Source organism: Bradyrhizobium brasilense (assembly GCF_029714345.1).
Lineage (GTDB): Bacteria > Pseudomonadota > Alphaproteobacteria > Rhizobiales > Xanthobacteraceae > Bradyrhizobium > Bradyrhizobium australafricanum.
In genome coordinates, this window is record NZ_CP121669.1 from 494,294 (window position 1) to 512,415 (window position 18,122).

At 65.3% G+C, this 18,122-nt stretch carries 15 protein-coding genes and 1 tRNA gene; 5 read left to right on the plus strand and 11 right to left on the minus strand.

The window, feature by feature from the left end; genetic code table 11:
• Nucleotides 1–210: 210 nt before the first annotated feature.
• Nucleotides 211–1,074 (minus strand): alpha/beta fold hydrolase, encoded by an 864-nt coding sequence (locus QA635_RS02340; RefSeq protein ID WP_283066607.1) that lies wholly within the window; start codon nt 1,072–1,074, stop codon nt 211–213.
• Nucleotides 1,075–1,287: 213 nt separating this feature from the next.
• Between QA635_RS02340 and QA635_RS02345 the strand changes: the two genes are divergently transcribed.
• Nucleotides 1,288–1,377, plus strand: a tRNA-Ser gene (locus tag QA635_RS02345).
• Nucleotides 1,378–1,605: 228 nt separating this feature from the next.
• Here the strand turns inward: QA635_RS02345 and QA635_RS02350 are convergent.
• On the minus strand, nt 1,606–2,361 hold the full coding sequence (locus QA635_RS02350) for an ArsR/SmtB family transcription factor (RefSeq protein ID WP_283066608.1): 756 nt from the start codon (nt 2,359–2,361) through the stop codon (nt 1,606–1,608).
• A 250-nt stretch (nt 2,362–2,611) separates the two neighbouring features.
• Between QA635_RS02350 and QA635_RS02355 the strand changes: the two genes are divergently transcribed.
• Nucleotides 2,612–4,027, plus strand: coding sequence for an MFS transporter (locus QA635_RS02355; RefSeq protein ID WP_283066609.1), 1,416 nt, complete (start codon nt 2,612–2,614; stop codon nt 4,025–4,027).
• 170 nt (nt 4,028–4,197) lie between these two features.
• Here the strand turns inward: QA635_RS02355 and QA635_RS02360 are convergent, their stop codons facing one another.
• The 6 genes from QA635_RS02360 to QA635_RS02385 all read right to left on the minus strand — a co-directional run bounded on the left by QA635_RS02360 (nt 4,198) and on the right by QA635_RS02385 (nt 12,105).
• Nucleotides 4,198–5,082 carry a sigma-70 family RNA polymerase sigma factor gene (locus QA635_RS02360; protein ID WP_283066610.1) on the minus strand — a complete coding sequence of 295 codons (885 nt, stop codon included), beginning with the start codon at nt 5,080–5,082 and terminating at the stop codon, nt 4,198–4,200.
• On the minus strand, nt 5,079–5,717 hold the full coding sequence (locus QA635_RS02365; RefSeq protein ID WP_283072162.1) for a flavodoxin family protein: 639 nt from the start codon (nt 5,715–5,717) through the stop codon (nt 5,079–5,081). Before QA635_RS02365 ends, QA635_RS02360 begins: the two co-directional genes overlap by 4 nt.
• Nucleotides 5,718–5,987: 270 nt before the next feature.
• Nucleotides 5,988–6,314, minus strand: coding sequence for a hypothetical protein (locus QA635_RS02370; protein ID WP_283066611.1), 327 nt, complete (start codon nt 6,312–6,314; stop codon nt 5,988–5,990).
• A gap of 222 nt (nt 6,315–6,536) precedes the next feature.
• Complete coding sequence (locus QA635_RS02375; protein ID WP_283066612.1) at nt 6,537–8,126, minus strand: ABC-F family ATP-binding cassette domain-containing protein; 1,590 nt, start codon at nt 8,124–8,126, stop codon at nt 6,537–6,539.
• A gap of 132 nt (nt 8,127–8,258) precedes the next feature.
• Entirely contained in the window at nt 8,259–9,578 is a 1,320-nt protein-coding gene (locus tag QA635_RS02380) for an Hsp70 family protein (RefSeq protein ID WP_283066613.1), read from the minus strand.
• 154 nt (nt 9,579–9,732) lie between these two features.
• Complete coding sequence (locus tag QA635_RS02385; protein WP_283066614.1) at nt 9,733–12,105, minus strand: glucose/quinate/shikimate family membrane-bound PQQ-dependent dehydrogenase; 2,373 nt, start codon at nt 12,103–12,105, stop codon at nt 9,733–9,735.
• Nucleotides 12,106–12,438: 333 nt separating this feature from the next.
• On the opposite strand from QA635_RS02385, the gene QA635_RS02390 reads away from it, so the two are divergent.
• Nucleotides 12,439–13,188, plus strand: coding sequence for a class I SAM-dependent methyltransferase (locus tag QA635_RS02390; RefSeq protein ID WP_283066615.1), 750 nt, complete (start codon nt 12,439–12,441; stop codon nt 13,186–13,188).
• Nucleotides 13,189–13,194: 6 nt separating this feature from the next.
• Here QA635_RS02390 and QA635_RS02395 read toward each other — a convergent pair whose 3' ends face one another.
• Entirely contained in the window at nt 13,195–13,683 is a 489-nt protein-coding gene (locus QA635_RS02395) for an SRPBCC family protein (protein WP_283066616.1), read from the minus strand.
• A 7-nt stretch (nt 13,684–13,690) separates the two neighbouring features.
• Nucleotides 13,691–14,647: a LysR family transcriptional regulator gene (locus QA635_RS02400; RefSeq protein ID WP_092090019.1), complete on the minus strand. Its 957-nt coding sequence runs from the start codon at nt 14,645–14,647 to the stop codon at nt 13,691–13,693.
• 100 nt (nt 14,648–14,747) lie between these two features.
• Between QA635_RS02400 and QA635_RS02405 the strand changes: the two genes are divergently transcribed.
• Both QA635_RS02405 and QA635_RS02410 read left to right on the plus strand, forming a co-directional pair.
• On the plus strand, nt 14,748–15,929 hold the full coding sequence (locus tag QA635_RS02405) for an MFS transporter (RefSeq protein WP_283066617.1): 1,182 nt from the start codon (nt 14,748–14,750) through the stop codon (nt 15,927–15,929).
• Nucleotides 15,930–15,951: 22 nt separating this feature from the next.
• A complete protein-coding gene (locus tag QA635_RS02410) occupies nt 15,952–16,986 on the plus strand; it encodes an aldo/keto reductase (RefSeq protein ID WP_283066618.1) in 1,035 nt (344 codons plus the stop codon).
• Between the two features lie 19 nt (nt 16,987–17,005).
• On the opposite strand, the gene QA635_RS02415 is transcribed toward QA635_RS02410, so the two are convergent.
• Complete coding sequence (locus tag QA635_RS02415; protein WP_283066619.1) at nt 17,006–17,908, minus strand: helix-turn-helix transcriptional regulator; 903 nt, start codon at nt 17,906–17,908, stop codon at nt 17,006–17,008.
• Nucleotides 17,909–18,122 lie beyond the last annotated feature (214 nt).

Below are 18,122 nucleotides of genomic sequence, written 5' to 3' on the forward strand. Positions count from 1 at the left end.
CCTCCATCCGCAGATCCAGCGGCTCCGGATTACGCGCGGTAAGGTTGATCGGTTAGGTTAAGATCGGGTTCGCGTTGCCGTTTCGACGTCGCTCGCTACCGTGGACCGTGTCGCTCCCGCCGACCGGCGAAGCCGCACTTCCCGGCCAGCAATATTAAGAAGCGGCACGGGACCGCCAGTTTTTGTCGCGTCCTGGCGGTCCCACCACTTCTACTTCCAATTGATCCGCTCGAAGAAGCCGGCGATCTCGGCGGCCGCGCGGTCGGGGTCCTCGCGATGCGGGAAATGCCCGACATCGGGAAACATCCCAAGGTCCAGATTGGAGAAGGTCTCCCCCAGCCGGTCGGTCCAGGCATAGGGAAACAGCGGGTCGTGCTCGGCCCAGCGGATGCAGGTCGGAACAGTGATCGGCGGCAGCGCCGGGGCTTCGCCCTGCATCATCTTCACGCGCGCCGCATGTGATGCGCGATAATGCGCAAAGCCGCCGGCGAGATTGCCGGGCTTGAAGAAATTGTCGGCGAAATCCTCGATCACGTCGTCGAACGCGGCCTTGCGGTGCGACCAGTTGTGCAGGAAATGGCCGATATAGGTGCGGCAGCTGTCTCTGTTGGCGCCGACCAGCGCGGGCGCCATCTCCATCTGGTGGAACGATTGGTACCAGATGTGGTTCAGCCGGTCGGGCGCGGCCATCCGCGGTCCGATGCCGGGATAGACGAAATCGAAGAAGAACAGTCCGGCGATGCGCTCGGGCGCCTTGCGGGCGAGGGGCTGCATCACGGCGCCGCCGACGTCGTGGCCGACCACGCCGGCCTTGTCGACGCCGAGCGCGTCCAGCAGCGCCAGCATGTCGTCGGTATGCTGATCGGGGCCGTACGCGCCGTGCGGCTTGTCGCTGTCGCCGAAGCCGCGCAGGTCGGGGGCGATCAGGGTGTAGCGGTCTGTGAGGCGCGCCATCACCGGCTTCCAGGTCAGCCAGAATTCCGGCCAGCCGTGCAACAGCAGCAGCGGTCTCCCAGTGCCGGTCCGCGCGACGTGGAACGCCGCACCATTGGCTCGAATCGTCACATGCTCCATGGCCCGCTCCTGCTCCGGCTGGTTCGCTCGCGCGCCGATCGAGCCAGAACCGTTCTGCTAGCGCCTTGTTTCCGCGCGCTTTCTCCCGCTGCCCCGGTGCTTTGACGGGGCGAGGCGGCAGTGACGGAAATATTATTGCAGCGCCTTGTCTGTCCCGCCATCCTCGCCTAGAACACGCCCCGACCGCGGGTGGCGCAAATCACCCGGGCCATCGGAGAGGTGGCAGAGTGGTTGAATGCACCGCACTCGAAATGCGGCATAGGTGCAAGCCTATCGGGGGTTCGAATCCCTCCCTCTCCGCCACCCTGCGCCCTGCCGGGCTTCGGGTGGAACGCGACCCTTTCAGACCAGCGCGAAGGGAGTCTCCCGAAGCTTCGGAGAAGCGTAGGGCCAATGCCCCCTGACATTCCAACGATCTCGACCGCTCGCCTGACGCTTCGTGCGCAGGTTGTCCATGACTTCCCGCCTACCAGGCGTTCCTGGCTTCGTCCCGGTCCGCCGGCTCCGGGTATTGGACGCGTCGGAGCTGACTCAACCCGAGAGAACCGCTACCCGGCCTCTGGACGATGATGCAACCTGCCCTTCGCGTCCATCCCTCGGGAGTGCACCCTCGATGCCGAACGTTGTGGCGAGATCTCTAACTCCAAAAGGAGTCACGACGAGCGCGCGGCTATCCCGGACATGCTCAACCCAATCGTGCTCGAGAGCGTGATGAAGAATGGCAGCGCCGAGCGCCCCGGCCAGATGCGGCCGGCGCTCGCTCCAGTCGAGACAGGGGCGACAGAACACCCGGCGCTTGGAGGCGAGGCGAAGATCGACGCCTAACTCATCGAAGAATGACCGACCGGCATCGGTGAGTTGTCCGCCATCCTCGTCGAGCAGAATGAACGACTGTTGGACCAACCGGTCGGCGATCGCGACAGCGATGCGGCCGGCCATGTGGTCATAGCACGTCCGCGCGTGTCGGAGTGTCTCTCCGCCGCGCCAGAGATTGCGCTGCCGGGCGGGGCCGTCCTGCGCCACCACCATGAGACCTTCCAGCACGCGTGCGACGTGCGGAGAGGCCAAGCGAAAATATCGTCGTCGGCCCTGCTTTGCGAGCGCAAGCAATCCGGCGTCGCTGAGTTTCGCAAGATGGCCACTGGCTGTCTGCGGCGCCACGCCAGACACATAGGCGAGCTCCGAGGCGGTCAGCGTTCGGCCATCCATCAGCGCACTGAGCATGTTGGCGCGCGCCGGATCGCCGATGAGTGCCGCGACTTGGGCGATTTTGGGTCCCGTATCCATGCGTTTCTCCTACGCCGATGAGGACGCAGTGCCAAGCACGAATACTTCGGCCAAGACCGTAGTGTTTCTGCAAGACCTATTCAATCGCGGGACATAGGTTGTCTGGACACCACTAAGCCCAAGCGAAAGGCATCGCCGCGACGGGACGAAAGATCGTCTCGCGGCTCCAAGTATTCGATTGGCATCGAATGATAACCGCAAAACGGGCTGGCTGAGCCATCAAAATCTCACAGACAACCGAGTGTGATCAATGCAAACAACTTCGCTCGACACAAGGCAGCCGGAACAAGCCGGCTCTGACAGCGCGTTATCCCGTTCGCCTCTTGCCGCGGCGCTGGCGCTTGCCGCCACGAGCCTCGGCCTCGGCGTCGTGCAGTTGGATATCACCATCGTTAATACCGCGCTGAGCAGCATCAGCACCTCGCTTGGCGGCAGCGTGGCCGAGCTGCAATGGGTGGTGACCGCCTATACCATCGCATTCGCTGCCTTCATTTTGACCGCTGGTGCGCTCGGTGATCGCGTGGGCGCCAAACGGATATTTATAGGGGGCTTCGCAATCTTCACGTTGGCTTCGCTCGCCTGCGCATTGGCTCCGTCGGCGATGTTCCTGATCGTTGCTCGCTCCGTGCAGGGCCTGGCGGCGGCAATCCTGGTGCCGAACTCGCTGACGCTACTCAATCACGCCTATACCGATCCGAAGGCGCGCGGCCGCGCGGTCGGCTTCTGGGCCGCTGGTGCGAGCGTCGCACTGACTGCGGGGCCGCTGGTTGGCGGCGCGCTGATCGCGCTGGTCAGCTGGCGTGCGATCTTTCTTGTCAACTTGCCGATTGGCGCTGCCGGCCTCTGGCTCGCCTGGCGTTACGCCGAGGAGACGCCGCGGCTCGCGCAGCGCGAGATTGATCTGCCGGGACAGATCGCGGCGATTGCAACCCTCGGCACGCTGGCCGGCGCCCTGATCGAGGGCGGCGCGCTGGGCTGGAGCCATCCGCTCGTCATCATGGGCTTCGCGGGCGCGGCCGTAATCGGACTCCTGTTCGTATGGCGCGAGGCGCGCGCGCCGCAACCGATGCTGCCGCTGTCGCTGTTCCGTCATCGCATGTTCGCGCTGACCGCTCTGGTCGGGCTTCTCTTCAACATCGCCTTCTACGGCCTGATCTTCGTACTCAGTCTCTACTTCCAGAACGTCAATGGCTGGTCGCCGTTCGCAACGGGCCTCGCCTTCGTGCCAATGATGGCCATGGTGCTGCCCGCCAACCTGATCGCCGCGTCGGTCAGCGAACGCCTCGGCGCGCCGCAAACCATTGCGCTGGCTTGTATGATTACCGCCGCGGGCTGCGTTGCGCTGCTGCCTGTGGCCTCAGGCACCAGCTACTGGGCGGTCGGCGCTCAGCTCCTCATCCTCGGCGGCGGGCTCGGCCTGCTCGTGCCGTCCTTGACCTCGACGCTGCTCGGCAGTGTCGAGAAGTCGCGATCCGGCATCGCCGCCGGTGTATTGAACGCGACGCGACAGACCGGCAGCGTGCTTGGCGTTGCCCTGTTCGGCTCGCTGGTCGCAGGGAACAACGCGTTCATGGCAGGCGTGCATGCCTCGCTCGTGATATCGGCCGCTGTGTTGCTCGCAGGTGCGGTCGCGATCTGGCAGGGGCGAGCAAAGGAAGGACGATGACAGGGGCAGGTCGAGCTCATGCGGTGCCCCCGGTGGAGCGGTCTAGATCTGCTCACGCTGAGTTCTTCTCAGTTTGGCGCGAAGCGCTCGATCCGTCAGCGCCGCGAGGCGACCCTCGCGGTCTGGTCTATCGCTATCGGCCGCGCTGAGCGGGGACGCGCGAGGCGCGCTCAATTCCGCCATCCCGTCACATCAGGCACGTTGTGCAGCTTGTCGGGATTGCGGGTCACATAGACAGCGACGACCCGTTTATTCTCGACATGCAACGCTGTCGTTTGAACGAGGTCGTCCTCGATGGTGATGAAGCCCGGCAATCCGTTGATGGTGGCGTAGCGGATCAATCGTGAGGGATGCATGGCGAACAGGCGGGCGAGCCCCGCGAAACGCTCCATCGCGGCATCACGCCCGACCAGAGGCTCTGTCGGCGCCGGGACCCGGCCACCGCCATCGGCATAGACCACGACATCTTCGGCGAGCATGGCGCGGAGCGCAGCAAGGTCGCCGGTCCGTGTGGCCGTGAAGAAGGCATTTGCGAGCCGCAGGCCTTCTTCATTGCCGACGACGAATCTGGGCCTGGCGTCGTGGATATGCACGCGAGCGCGGCTGGCAAGCTTGCGGCAGGTCGCAGCCTCACGCCCGATCGTCTCGGATACGGCATCGAACCCCAATCCGAACACGTCATGCAGCAGAAAGGCCGCCCGCTCCAATGGCGACAGGCGTTCCAGCGCAATCATCAACGGCAGGATCAGATCGTCGGCCGCTTCCTCTGCTTCGGGATCGAAAAACGGTTCGGGGAGCCACGGTCCGATATAGGCAGCGCGCCGGCGCCGTGCGGATTTCAATTCGTTGAGGGATAATCGGGTGACGATGGTGTGCAAGACTGCCTTTGGATCGCGCATCTGATCGCGATCGGCAGCGAGCCAACGCACCCAGGCGCTGTGGACGACATCCTCTGCGTCGGCGACCGAGCCCAGCATCCGATACGCCAGCCGGATCAGGCGCGGTCGCAGCTCGGCGAAGATCTCGGCAGCTGACGGTTCAGCTGCATCTGTCATGACGCCATCGGAGCGGACGCTGAGGCCGCGTCACGGCCACGCACAAGCTGAAGCGCCGTCTTTGCCACACGCTGTCCCAGGTGGCGGGCGGTTGCGAGATCGGAGTCGGGCGGGGCGGTGTCTGCGCCCTCGTCGGTGTTCGACTGTGCGCCGGCTCCGAGCCAGAACCCCAGCCTGTTCGGATCGCCTTCCGATCCCGATGCGGAGTTATTCCCCGGGGGCAGATCGAGATTGACCCAATGCATCCCATGCTGCGCGGCGAACAATGCAAGCTGGATCAATGTGGACAGCTTGTCGCCGGCGTGTGCCCCTGAATTGGTGAAGCCTGCCGCGAGCTTGTCTTTCCAGCGATAGCCCTTGGACATCACCGTGCGTGACGTTGCTTCCTGAAAGGCTTTGAAGGCCGCGGAGGCGGCGCCCATGTAGGTGGGCGTGCCGAAGATCAGCGCGTCCGCATCCATCAGCCGATCCCAGTTCTGTTCCACGTGCTCGACAGGCACCAGAAGCGCCTCTGCGCCATCGATATCCTGGACGCCGGACCTGACGGCCTCCGCCTGCCGTCGGGTATGGCCATAGGCGCTATGATAGACGATTGCGATCAGGGTGCGACCGCCGCCGGTTCCGAGTGTGTGCATGCTGTCCTCTGCTGCTGCCTTGCAGAAGTCAAGACAAGGCAGCGCGTCGAAACGTGACATGCCCTGCGAATTTTCGTCCGGAGGATGTTGCTCCAATTGACCGCCACGCAGGCCGGGAGCGGCGGCCGCCGGCTCCTTTGCATGGGGTTGTTTTCGATATTTTGGTGGGAGCCGCGGTCAGGGGGGCGACCCTTGCCGAAGGATGACCCCGACGATCCCATCCATCGTAGCCGGTAACCTTAATTTTTCCTTTCGATTGTCGATAAAGTTTTATCGATTATCCTCGTGGCCATTGAGCGGTGTGACGAACCGCACGATGAGCGGCAACAGCCGAGTGGCTGGACGACCGCTCTGAAATCGAAGGGTGGGCAGAGCGCAGTGCCAGCCACCTTTCGGGCTGTCCGGCGGCGGCCGGCGGGGCAAATCAATTTTGAAGTGCTTTTGATTGCCAGGTTGCGGCGCATATCGCTCCGCATGAAGCCTTTCAATTTGGGATGTTCCAAGATGACGCTCGCGCATGTCTTGATCGCGGCCGGTGGCGGCTTTTTGTTGCTCGCTGGCTTCGTCGCATTTGCCCTTTGGAGAAACGCGCTCCATTCGACGGCGCGGATTTAGCAACAGACCAGATTCAGCTCCGACGGCCTCGCGCTTGGGGACAAGCGAGGCTGGCGGGATGGCCGCACCGCCGCGCGGCCTGACAGCCGAGCACCGCGCCTTACGACCTACCCCAAGGCGACGCGTGCTCGGCTGTTCACTTTCCTGATCAATCTTCGCCGTTCGAACATTGATTGCGTAAAGGCAATTGCTCCGCGCTCCGCGTCACCTCCACGACGCCAGATCCAATCTGCGCGTGATCGCGATGGCCTCGAGGAAGGTCTCGTCGTGGCTGACGACCAACAGCGCGCCGTCATAGGCGCGCAAGCCGGCCTCGACCGCTTCCATGGATTCGATGTCCAGGTGATTGGTCGGCTCGTCGAGGATCAGGAGAGGCGGCGGCCTCACGCCGCCCAGCACACAGGCGAGACCGGCGCGAAGCAACTGGCCGCCGCTGAGGCTCGCGACGGCCTGCAGCGCGGCATCGGCGCGGAACATGAAGCGCGCCAGCGCCGCGCGGCAAGCGTTCTCGCCGGCATCCGGATTGATGCGCCGGAAATTCTCCAGGATGGAGGCCGACGCATCGAGCAGGCTGACTGCCTGATCGAACATCGCGAACCGGGTCATCACCTCGACGCTGCCGCGCGCCGCGGTCAGGTCGCCGCTGACGAGCTTGAGCAACGTCGTCTTGCCGGCGCCGTTGGGGCCAGTGATCGCGACACGCTCCGGACCTGACATGGAGAAGGTGAGATCGCGCAGGATCGGCGCGTCCGTGCTGTAGCCGACGTCGGCCGCGTCGATCCGCAGCACCATCCTGCTCGCCGGTAGATGCGTCGATGGCAGCTGCACCGCGAACGGTTGCAGCACCTCGATGCGTTGCCGCGCCGCGGTGGCCAATTCGAGCGCTTGCGTCCGCCGCCGCTCGGCGAGGCGGGCGTTCTCGCCGCCGCTGTCTTCGCTGCGATCCTTGCGCAGCCCGGCGGCGATGCGCGGCAGATCGCCCTTGGCGCGCTTCCTTGCACCTGCGCCGTCCTTGCGCGCCTTCCGTTCGTTGGCTTCTCTGGCGTTACGGTCGATCTCGGCGACGCGCTTCTCGGCATCCGCCAGATCGTGCCGTGCCGCCGACAGTTCGATGGCCTTGCGAGCGCGGTACTGGCTCCAATTGCCGCCGTAGCGCCTGGCTTGCAGCGAGGTCAGTTCGACGATCGCATCCATCGTCTCCAGCAATTCGCGGTCGTGGCTGACGATGATGGCGCCTTGCCGCCAGTCGGCGAGCAGGTCGATCACCGCCTTGCGTCCCGCACGGTCGAGATTGTTGGTCGGCTCATCCAGCAGCAGAAAATCAGGCTGCGCGAAGGTCAGGGCGGCGAGGCGCGCCCGGGTGGCCTGGCCGCCGGACAGCGCTGCCAGCGGCGCGTCGAGTGCATCGCTCAGTCCGACGCGCTCGAGCGCGGCCGCGATGCGGGTGTCGAGCGTCCAGTCGACGTCGGCAATCTCCTCGGAGCTCGCAAGGCCCTGTTCGGCACGACGTAGCGCGGCCAATGCGCGGCGCGCGTCGAACAGGTCGACGACGCGTTCATCCGGCTCCAGCTGAACCGTCTGATGCAACATCCCGACGCGTCCCTGAACCGAGACCGTGCCGGATTGCGGCGTGCGCACCCTCGCGATCAGGCTGAGCAGCGTCGTCTTGCCGACGCCGTTCCTGCCGACAAGGCCGGTGCGTTCGGGTCCGAAGTTCAGATCGATGTTGGAAAGGAGAACCCGGCCGTCAGGCGCGGACAGGGTCAGATGAGAAAGCGCGATCGATGCAGGCATAAATATCCCCGAGGGCAAGGCTGATGGGCGTTGCTGTCAGGATGAAATCCATGGCCGTCGGCATCCTCAGGGATTGATGATTGACGTGATGTAGTCGTCTATTGAGCCGGGATCAAGGCGCGAAGCCAGCCGTCACGCGGCTTCGGCGAAGGTCCAGCGGTCGGGATCGGGCGTGTGGCCGATCAAAGCGAGGCCGTAGGCGATCGATTCGAATTGATCCGCCGAAGTCAGCCGCGCCGCGCCAAAACGTTCGGCGAACAGGCGCTGCACGGCGGGAACGAACGAGGTGCCGCCGGTCAGGAACACCTTCTCGACGTCGCGCGCGGTGATGCCCGACTTGGCCAGCGCCTCGTCCACGGTCGCGCCGAGCCGTTCGATGTCGTCGGCGATCCAGGATTCGAAATCGTCGCGCGTCACGGTGGCGCCGATATCGATGCCGTCGCGGGCGAAGCGGAACTCGACACGGTCGCGGCTCGACAGCGCGACCTTGGTGTCGGACACGGCGCGATAAAGCGCGAAGCCGAGATCGTGGTCGACGATGGTGATGAAGTCGTGCAGCGGCGCCGGATCGAGCGCGGTGCGCGCGAGCTGCTGCAACTCGCGCAAATCGCCATTGCCCCGCATCATCGCGAGTTGGTGCCAGCGGGCAAGGCTCGAATAATAGTGATTGGGGATCGGCAGCACCTTGTCGAACGAGCGGTAGCTGGTGCCCTTGCCGAGTCGCGGCGAGACGATGTGGTCGACGATGCGGTAATCGAAGGTGTCGCCGGCGATGCCGATGCCGGCATGTCCGAGCGGTTCGGCGCGCAGCACGCCGCCCTTGCGCGAGAACCGCATCACGGAGAAGTCGCTGGTGCCGCCGCCGAAATCGGCGACCAGCACGGTGGCATCGTGGTCGAGTGTGCGTGCGAAGGAGAACGCCGCGCCGACCGGCTCGTAGACATAGCGCGCATGGCCGGCGCCGAGCCGCTCGAACGCAGCGCGGTAGCGCTGCATCGCCAGCTCGTCATTGGGATTGCCGCCCGCAAAGCGCACCGGCCGGCCGACCATGATGGTCGGCGCGCCGAGATCGAATCCTTCGCCGGCATGGCGCATCAGCGTGCGCAGGAACGCCGCGAGCAGGTCCTCGAACTTGTAGCGTTGCCGGAAGATCTGGGTGGTGTTGAAGGCCGAGCTTGCCGCGAACGTCTTGAATGACTGGATGAAGCGATGGATCGTGCGTCCCTCGAGGAACTGCTCGATCGCCCACGGGCCGCCCTCGGCGCGCGGATGCAGGCCCGCGCCCGGCCGCTCCTCCCAGAAGCACAGCGCGGACACATAGACGCTATGCGTGCGGCCGCCGTGGTCGAAGCGAACAGCCTCGACGCGGCCATCGCCGTCGGACAGCGCGACCACGGTGTTGCTGGTGCCAAAATCGACGCCAATCGAGACGGCGGGCGGGGCGCTCGACATGTCATGCTCGGATTGTCTGTGAAAGGGGGCGGACCTTTAGCGGCTTTGGCCGGATTTGCCAACCCGTCTAGGCATCGCGGAACTCATTTCAGGCCCAACGTCTCATCACCACCGCGTCATTCCGGATGCGACGCTTGTCCCATCCCGAAGGAGTTCAGTCCTTCAATGCGTAGGCGATGACGTAGTCGCCGCGCTTGGTGCCGAACGAGCCGTGGCCGCCGGCCGCAGTGACGACGTACTGCTTGCCGCCAGTCTCGTAGCTCATCGGCGTCGATTGGGCGCCGGCCGGCAGGCGATCCTCCCAGAGCTTGCCGTTGCGGACATCGTAGGCCCGGATCGTGTACTCATAGGTCCCGGTGTAGAACGCAACGCCGCCGGCGGTAGTGATCGGCCCGCCCAGCATCGGCACGCCCATCTTGAATGGAAGCGGCAGCGGCGTGGTGTCCCGGATCGTGCCGTTGGGATGCTGCCAGACGATCTTCATCGTCTTCAGATCGATCGCGGCCATCGAGCCCCATGGCGGCCGGTAGCACGGCACGGAGAGCGGCGAGAGGAAGCTCGAGATGCCGACGCCGAACGGCGTGCCGTACATCGGCTGCACCCCGACCTCGCTGCCGACCGGTTTCTCGGCCGTCGGCGCCGGAGGATTGAGCGGACCGCGCGGAATGAGCCTGGAGGCGAACGGCAACGACATCGGATTGGCGATGGCGATCTGCCTGACAGGATCGACCGCAATGCCGCCCCATTCGAACATGCCGAGATTGCCCGGGAAGACCAGCGTGCCCTGCAACGACGGCGGCGTGAAGGTGCCTTCGTAGCGCAAGCGGTGGAACATGATCCGGCACAGCAACTGGTCGAAGATTGTGCCGCCCCACATGTCGGCGCCGGTCAGCTTCGCCTCCGGGCGGAAGGTCAGTTCGGAAAACGGCTGGGTCGGTGCGGAGCGGTCGCCGGGCGCGGGCCCTTGCGGCACCGCGCGTTCCGGCGCCGGCACGATCAGTTCGCCGGTCCTGCGGTCGAGCACGAAGATGTTGCCCACCTTGGTCGGCTGGATCAGCGCGGGAACGACGCCCTTGGCGGTCGTTACATCGACCAGGCTCGGTTGCGAGGGAACGTCCATGTCCCAGAGATCATGATGCACGGTCTGGTACGACCAGGCGCGCTTGCCGGTGTTGACGTCAAGCGCGACGATGGCGCTGGAATAGCGCTCGACCAGCGCATCGCGATTGCCGCCCCAGATGTCAGGTCCATTGTTGCCGGTCGGGATGTAGACCAGATTCAATTTCGGATCGAACGAGGCGGTGATCCAGGAATTCGGTGACCCGTTGGTGTAATGACGCGTCGGCGACGGCAATGCGTTCTCGTCCGCCGCGCCGGAATCCCAGGCCCAGACCAGCCTGCCGGTATAGACATCGAAGCCGCGGATCACGCCCGACGGCACCTCGACCGCATAATTGTCGATCACCGCGGCGGCCACGACCAGGATCTTGTCGCTGACGACCGGCGGCGACGTCGGCTCGAAGAAGCCGGCGGTCTTGATCCCCATGCCTTGCTGCAGGTCGAGGATGCCGTGATCGGCGAAGCCATCGCAGAGCTTGCCGCTGTCGGCATCGAGCGCGATCATGCGGCCGTCATTGACGGGCAGGAAGATCCGCCGTGGGCATTCGGCCGGCGCCGAATTGCCGCCAGAGTCGACGGCGCCCTGCGCGGTTTCGTGATAGGAGACGCCGCGGCAAGTCATGTGCTGGAACGTCTTGTTGTGCACGAGCTTGGGGTCGTAGCGCCAGCGCTCCGTGCCGGTCTTGGCGTCGAGCGCAAACAGCACCTGGTGCTGCGAGCAGAGATAGAGCGTATCGCGCACCTTGATCGGGGTGACCTCGAAGGTGGTCTCCCCGGAATCCTCTGGTGTCTTCACGTCGCCGGTGCGGAAGGTCCAGGCGACCTTGAGGTTGCCGACATTGTCAGGCGTGATCTGCTTCAGCGGCGAATAGCGCTGTCCGAACTGCGTGCGCCCATAGGCGCGCCAGTCGCCGTCCGGCTGCGGGTCGGCTTCGCTTTGCGGCACGGCAGAGCCGGACGCGGCAATCGTGCCGTCGATGTCGTGATAGCTGGACAGCAGCCCGGCGATGAGCACCGCCGCAGCAGCGACGACGCCGATCCAGAGTGGCGCCGTCGCGCGCATGTAACGCACCGGCCCGCTTCGTGTCAGGGCGCGAACGATCACCGGCGTGAGCAGCCAGAGCGCCATCGGGAAGATGATGTCGCCACGCGCCGCGAGCGGCCACCAGTCGAACTGCACCTCATAGACGGCCCACGCCAGCGTGCCGAGCAGCACGATGGCAAACAGCCAGAGCGCCTGATGGCGCCGCGCCAGCAGCAACGCAGCCGTGGCGAGAATGCCGACGCCGAGGACAATGTAGAAGGGCGATCCACCCAGTGCGGCGAGCCAAATGCCGCCGCCGGCGAGGACCAGGCCGATCAAGGCGTAGACGATAGCCGTGATGAAGACTGCCCTGGATCGCTGCATGGTCGCTCCGGTGCGGGGCAGGATCGGGCTTGTCCCGCACAAGCGCGACAGACCGCGTCCGCCATCGCGGACTGTCGTTCAGCCAACCGCAACTTGCAACCTGGAACTGCGATGTTGATGTGCTACAAGCGCGTAAGGTTGCTAGGCGAAACCCGCCGAAGCAAATCATTCAAAATGCGCGCATCTTCAATGGGGAGCAGTGGAGCTGCGGGGCTGACGCAAAGGGTGAGAGGCGAATTTTGAATCGACGCGCTCTTCCAGTCCTGTGCAGGCGCTGCTTTATATCCTTCCGCGGATCGCACCGCAGATGGTTGGCACGCAGGAGAAGCAACAATGACACTGAACCCCACTGCCGAGAATTATCGTGTCGCGGTCGCCGCCTACGAGGCGGGCCGGCCGAGCTACCCTGCGGAGATCGTCGCCGCGCTGCCGCTTGCGGCCGCGCGCTGCGTCGTCGACCTCGGTGCCGGAACCGGCAAGTTCACCCGCCTGCTGCTGCAGCATTTGCTCGCGACTGCGCGCCTGGTCGCGGTCGAGCCCGTCGCCGAGATGTCGGCCAGGCTGTCCAGGGAAGCCGGGGTGGAGGTCATCAACACGCGCGCCGATGCGATCAATCTCGAAACCGGCAGCGTCGACCTCGTCACCTGCGCCCAGGCGTTCCACTGGTTCGACAACGAGGCGTCGGTTGCCGAGATCGCGCGACTGCTGCATCCCGGCGGGACGCTTGCGCTGGTCTGGAACAACCGGGACGACCGCACGCCGTGGGTCGACGCGTTGTCCGTCATGATCGAGGGCTATGCGGGCGACACGCCCCGGCAGCGGACCGGACGCTGGCGCTGGATCCTGAAGGACCCGCGCTTCGTGCTTGAGAGGGAAATCGTGCAGGACCATCCGCACCGGATGAGGCGACAGGACGTCTTCGAGCGCATCGCATCGACGAGCTATGTCGCCAATTTGCCTGATGCGGAGAAGGCGGCTCTTCGCGACAAAACCGACAATATCCTGCGTGAGTCCGGTCTCGGCGACGCCGACGAAGTGGTGTTCCCCTATGTCACGCAGCTCTTCTTGTTAACGCGGACCTAGACCGCGTTACCGTGCGGCGCGTCCTTGCTCGATCGCCTGCTTCAGGCGCGGCAGCGTCATGCGCCAGTAGAAGGCAACGTGTTTGGCGCCCGAGTCAGGCCCGATTTCCCAGCCGCTTCCGCGGCGGATCGGCGAAGGCGGCACCTGCTGGGTGACGGTCAGCAATGTTTCGCCGCCGTCAGGCACGAGCGTCATCGTGATCGTCGCATAGGATTGCGGAACATCCGGCAAACCGGAGACTTGCGACCAATAGGAGTATTCGAGCCGCATCGGCGGCTCGACATGGAGGACGCGGCCCTTGTCGCGATAGCGCTTTGCGCCGATCTCCGCCTCGATGTCGATCGGCGCGCCGATCCGCCAATCGGTCCTGAAATGCGCGTTGCGCCATCTCTCGCCCGCTTTGGGGTCTATGATCGCGTCCCACACATGCGTTGGCTCCGTGGCGATGCGGATCGTCTCGGTGACGGACTGGAAGGCCGGGGGCTCATGTGTCATTGAACACTCACTTGTCGCCTACGACCTTCCATTTTCCATCGGCGCCGCGCCGCAGCGAGGGATCGCCGATGCGGATGTGTTGCGCGAGAAAATCGATGAAGGCGCGGACCCGCGCCGGCAGCGGACCGGCATGGCCGACATAGACTGCATGGATGTCCTCGCGGTCGCCGGGATTGAGATTTTGCAGCACCGGCACCAGACGGCCGGCCTCGATATCGGGGCCGATGTGAAATAGCGCCAATCGTCCGAGCCCGATACCGCCGAGCGTGAGCTGACGCGCGGCTTCGCCGTCGCTGACGCGGGCGACCGGCGGCGGCAGCGCTTCCTCGATTCGCTCAGCGCGGCGGAACGGCCAGCCGCGGATGCTGCGCGGAAAGGTCCAGCCGATGCCGCGATGGGCGGCGAGGTCGGCCGGTGTCTTCGGCGTGCCGAAGCGCGCGAGGTAGGACGGCGCGGCGGCCACCACCATGCGGCTGGTGCCGAGCTTGCGTGCGATCAGCCGCGAGGCGCCGAGCGGGCCGACCCGGATCGCGACATCAGCGCGCGCCTGCATCAGATCGACCAGCGTGTCGGTCAGCACGATGTCGAGCGTGATATCGGGATGTTCGCGCATGAAGCGCGGCAGCAACGGCATCACATGCAGCATGCCGAACGGGATGTTGCTGTTCACGGTGAGATGACCGCGCGGCACGCATGAGGCGGCTTCGCGTTCGGCCTCGTCGATATCGGCGAGGATGCGCTGGGCGCGCTGGTAGAAGGCCTGGCCTTCCTCGGTGAGCTGCAGCTTGCGCGTGGTGCGGTTGACCAGCCGCGTGCCGAGCCGGGTCTCGAGCCGGGAGACCAGCTTGCTGACGCCGGACGGAGTCTGGCGCAGGCTGTTCGCGGCAGCGGTGAAGCCGCCGAGATCGACGACGCGGACGAATACGTCCATCTCGCCGGAGCGGTTGGTATCTGTGCGGGCCATATTGAATTCAAGTCACAAATGATTGGATTGCGGCCATTCTAATCCTTCCTCGCCCGGACCGCTATCTCGCTTTGCGGAATCCTTTTGTCCGGAGCGACACATGCCTGCTGCAGTTCTTGCCTTGACCGCCGGTGCCTTTGGTATCGGCACCACCGAATTCCTCATCATGGGACTGCTGCTGCAGGTCGCCGCCGACATGCAGGTATCCGTATCCGCGGCAGGCCTGCTGATCTCCGGCTATGCGCTCGGCGTGTTCGTCGGCGCGCCGATCCTGACGCTGGCAACACGGCGGATGCCGCGCAAGGCGGTTTTGCTGGCGCTGATGGCGATCTTCACGCTCGGCAATGCGGCGTGTGCGCTGGCGCCGAGCTACGGGCTTTTGATGGCGGCACGCATTCTCACCTCGCTGGCGCACGGCACCTTCTTCGGCGTTGGCTCCGTGGTGGCGACAAGCCTCGTCCCGGAAGACAAGCGCGCGTCGGCGATCGCCACGATGTTCATCGGGCTCACGGTCGCGACCCTGCTCGGCGTGCCCTTCGGCGCCTGGTTCGGCCTGATGCTCGGCTGGCGTGCGGCGTTCTGGGCGGTGGCGGCGATCGGCGTCGTCGCGTTCATCGTGCTGGCGGTGCTGGTCCCCGGCCATGTCGGCGCCAACGACAAGCCTGCGCCGCTGCGCGAGGAGCTCGCCGTACTCGGCCGCCCGCAGGTGCTGCTCGGGCTTGCCATGACGGTGTTCGGCTTCGGCGGGCTGTTCGCGGTCTTCACCTATGTGCAGCCGATCCTGACGCGGCTCACCGGCTTCTCCGACGCCGCGGTGTCGCCGATCCTGCTGGTGTTCGGTGCCGGCCTTGCGATCGGCAATGTCGCGGGCGGCCGGCTCGCCGACAAGGGACTTGCGCGGGCGCTGCTGGTGTCGCTCGGCGGCCTCGCCGCCGTGCTCGTCGCGCTGACGGCGGTCGTCTCGATCAAGGCATTGGCGGTCGTGCTGCTGTTCATTCTCGGCATCGCCGCGTTCGCGACCGTGGCGCCGCTGCAGCTCCGCGTACTCGAAGCCGCCGGCGTCGAAGGGCGGACGCTGGCCTCCAGCCTGAACATCGCGGCGTTCAATCTCGGCAACGCGCTCGGCGCCTGGGCCGGCGGCGTCACCATCGATCGCGGCCTCGGCCTCGGCGCGCTGCCGCTGGTGGCCGCCGTCATCACTGCAATCGGCCTGTTGCTCGCGCTGTGGAGCCTGCGCCTCGATCGGCCGATCGCGCTCGCCGCGCAGTGCCCGGCGGAATGAATCGGATCAAGGGAGCATGACCATGGAATACCGCAATCTCGGTGCATCAGGCCTGAAAGTCCCGGTGCTCAGCTTCGGCACCGGCACGTTCGGCGGACAGGGGCCGTTGTTTTCGGCCTGGGGCCGCAGCGACGCCAGCGAGGCGCGACGGCTGATCGACATCTGCCTCGAGGCCGGCGTCAATTTGTTCGACACCGCCGATGTCTATTCGAACGGCGCGTCGGAGGAGATCCTCGGCGCCGCGATCAAGGGCCGTCGCGACAAGGTGTTGATCTCGACCAAGACCGGCCTGCCGATGGGCGACGGCCCGCTCGATGCCGGTACGTCGCGATATCGCCTCGTCGCCGCGGTCGACGCCGCGCTGCGCCGGCTCAACACCGACTATATCGACCTGCTGCAGCTTCATGCTTTCGATGCCTTCACGCCGGTCGATGAAGTGCTGTCGACGCTCGATGCGCTGGTGCGCGCCGGCAAGCTGCGCTATGTCGGCGCCTCGAATTTCTCCGGCTGGCATCTGATGAAATCGCTCGGTGTCGCCGAGCGGCACGGCTGGCCGCGCTACGCGGCGCACCAGGTCTATTATTCGCTGGTCGGCCGCGACTATGAATCCGAGTTGATGCCGCTCGCGCTCGACCAGGGCGTCGGCGCGCTGGTCTGGAGCCCGCTCGGCTGGGGCCGTCTCACCGGCAAGATCAGGCGCGGCCAGCCATTGCCCGCCAACAGCCGCCTGCACGAGACCGCGCAGTTCGGGCCGGCGGTCGACGACCAGAAGCTCTACGCGATCGTCGACGCGCTGGACGCGATCGCCACAGAGACCGGCCGCAGCGTGCCGCAGATCGCGATTGCCTGGCTGCTCACGCGTCCCAGTGTGTCGTCGGTCATCATCGGTGCACGTGATGAGGTGCAACTGCGCGACAATCTCGGCGCGGTCGGATGGTCGCTCTCGCCGGACCAGATCGCGCGTCTCGACCGCGCGAGCGCGGTGATGCCGGCCTATCCGTACTATCCCTACCGAATCCAGGAAGGCTTTGCGCGGTTGAACCCGCCACCGGTGTGAGTCCGTCGCTGGCCCGGTCTCACGCCTGGATGGTGTGCTCGCAGACCTGCCGGCGGTATTCCGCCGGCGTGACGTTCATGTGCTGCCGGAACACGCGATTGAGGTGGCTTTGATCGGCGAAGCCGGCGAGCAGCGCGATCTCCTTCAGCGCGACGCGGTCCTTGCGCAGATGCTGGCACGCATGCTCCACCTTGCGCCGCAGGACATAGGCATGCGGCCGCATGCCGTAATGCACGCGGAATTTGCGGGCGAACTGGACCGGCGTGCAATTGCAGATGTTCGCGAGCTCCTCCAGCGTGATGTTCCGGAAGATGTTCTGCTCGATATAGTCCTCGATCAGCCGGGCATGCGCCGGGCGAAAGCGTCCTTGCGCGCAGGGCATCTTGAACTCGATCGCCGCATATTTCCGCAGGATGTGCACGCTCGCCTGCAGCGCCAGCGCATCATAGCAGAGCCGTCCGCCGGGACCGCCCGCGGCGACTTCCTGGACCATTTGATCGTTGATCCAGGTCAGCATTGGGTCTTCGACCTTGAGCAGGTCGTGAATCTCGATCGTTTCGGCGTCGCGGTCGAAGGCATCGCTCGCGGTCTTCGTCATGAGGGCAGGGGAGATGTAGAAATGGCTGACCTCAATGTCGTTGTTCCAATGCCAGCTTGACGGCTCTGCGCGCGTCATGAGCGACGTGACGCCGCGACCGACGTGATCCTGCTTCCACGCGCCGGTGACGCGGCGGTTCATCGACGTTACGCCGTCGCGATAGAGCACCAGGAGGAAGTTTGCCGACGGCGGGACCCAGATGTCCGACGGCGCATAGCGGAAAATTCGCAGCCGGAAATCGCTTCTCCCGACTGACAAACTATCCAGCTTCATCTCGCCGGGAGCGTAGCGCGGCAGCTCCTCGACCGTGATCAACTGGCCCATCGCGTGAGCCTCCTCCCTGGGATTGGTGGCGCGGTTGACCGCTTGTTCTTGGCCGGACGGCTGAGCGCAGAATAGGCCGCTTTCGCCATTTGCCAAGCCGACCAACGGCAGGTGCTCGATTGCACGGTCGCGTTCCAGAGATTGTCGGTTTCATCCAAGCCGCGCGGCCGAACGGCCCGTAGCCTGCTCTGCGTTTCGGCGATAGCGGCCGAGA

What these genes read in the sequence shown, in the direction of transcription:
- QA635_RS02340 (WP_283066607.1), bottom strand. Translation starts at nt 1,074, where the DNA reads ATGGAGCATGTGACGATTCGAGCCAATGGTGCGGCGTTCCACGTCGCG.
- QA635_RS02350 (WP_283066608.1), bottom strand. Translation starts at nt 2,361, where the DNA reads ATGGATACGGGACCCAAAATCGCCCAAGTCGCGGCACTCATCGGCGAT.
- QA635_RS02355 (WP_283066609.1), top strand. Translation starts at nt 2,612, where the DNA reads ATGCAAACAACTTCGCTCGACACAAGGCAGCCGGAACAAGCCGGCTCT.
- QA635_RS02360 (WP_283066610.1), bottom strand. Translation starts at nt 5,082, where the DNA reads ATGACAGATGCAGCTGAACCGTCAGCTGCCGAGATCTTCGCCGAGCTG.
- QA635_RS02365 (WP_283072162.1), bottom strand. Translation starts at nt 5,717, where the DNA reads ATGCACACACTCGGAACCGGCGGCGGTCGCACCCTGATCGCAATCGTC.
- QA635_RS02370 (WP_283066611.1), bottom strand. Translation starts at nt 6,314, where the DNA reads ATGGAGCGCGTTTCTCCAAAGGGCAAATGCGACGAAGCCAGCGAGCAA.
- QA635_RS02375 (WP_283066612.1), bottom strand. Translation starts at nt 8,126, where the DNA reads ATGCCTGCATCGATCGCGCTTTCTCATCTGACCCTGTCCGCGCCTGAC.
- QA635_RS02380 (WP_283066613.1), bottom strand. Translation starts at nt 9,578, where the DNA reads ATGTCGAGCGCCCCGCCCGCCGTCTCGATTGGCGTCGATTTTGGCACC.
- QA635_RS02385 (WP_283066614.1), bottom strand. Translation starts at nt 12,105, where the DNA reads ATGCAGCGATCCAGGGCAGTCTTCATCACGGCTATCGTCTACGCCTTG.
- QA635_RS02390 (WP_283066615.1), top strand. Translation starts at nt 12,439, where the DNA reads ATGACACTGAACCCCACTGCCGAGAATTATCGTGTCGCGGTCGCCGCC.
- QA635_RS02395 (WP_283066616.1), bottom strand. Translation starts at nt 13,683, where the DNA reads ATGACACATGAGCCCCCGGCCTTCCAGTCCGTCACCGAGACGATCCGC.
- QA635_RS02400 (WP_092090019.1), bottom strand. Translation starts at nt 14,647, where the DNA reads ATGGCCCGCACAGATACCAACCGCTCCGGCGAGATGGACGTATTCGTC.
- QA635_RS02405 (WP_283066617.1), top strand. Translation starts at nt 14,748, where the DNA reads ATGCCTGCTGCAGTTCTTGCCTTGACCGCCGGTGCCTTTGGTATCGGC.
- QA635_RS02410 (WP_283066618.1), top strand. Translation starts at nt 15,952, where the DNA reads ATGGAATACCGCAATCTCGGTGCATCAGGCCTGAAAGTCCCGGTGCTC.
- QA635_RS02415 (WP_283066619.1), bottom strand. Translation starts at nt 17,908, where the DNA reads ATGGGCCAGTTGATCACGGTCGAGGAGCTGCCGCGCTACGCTCCCGGC.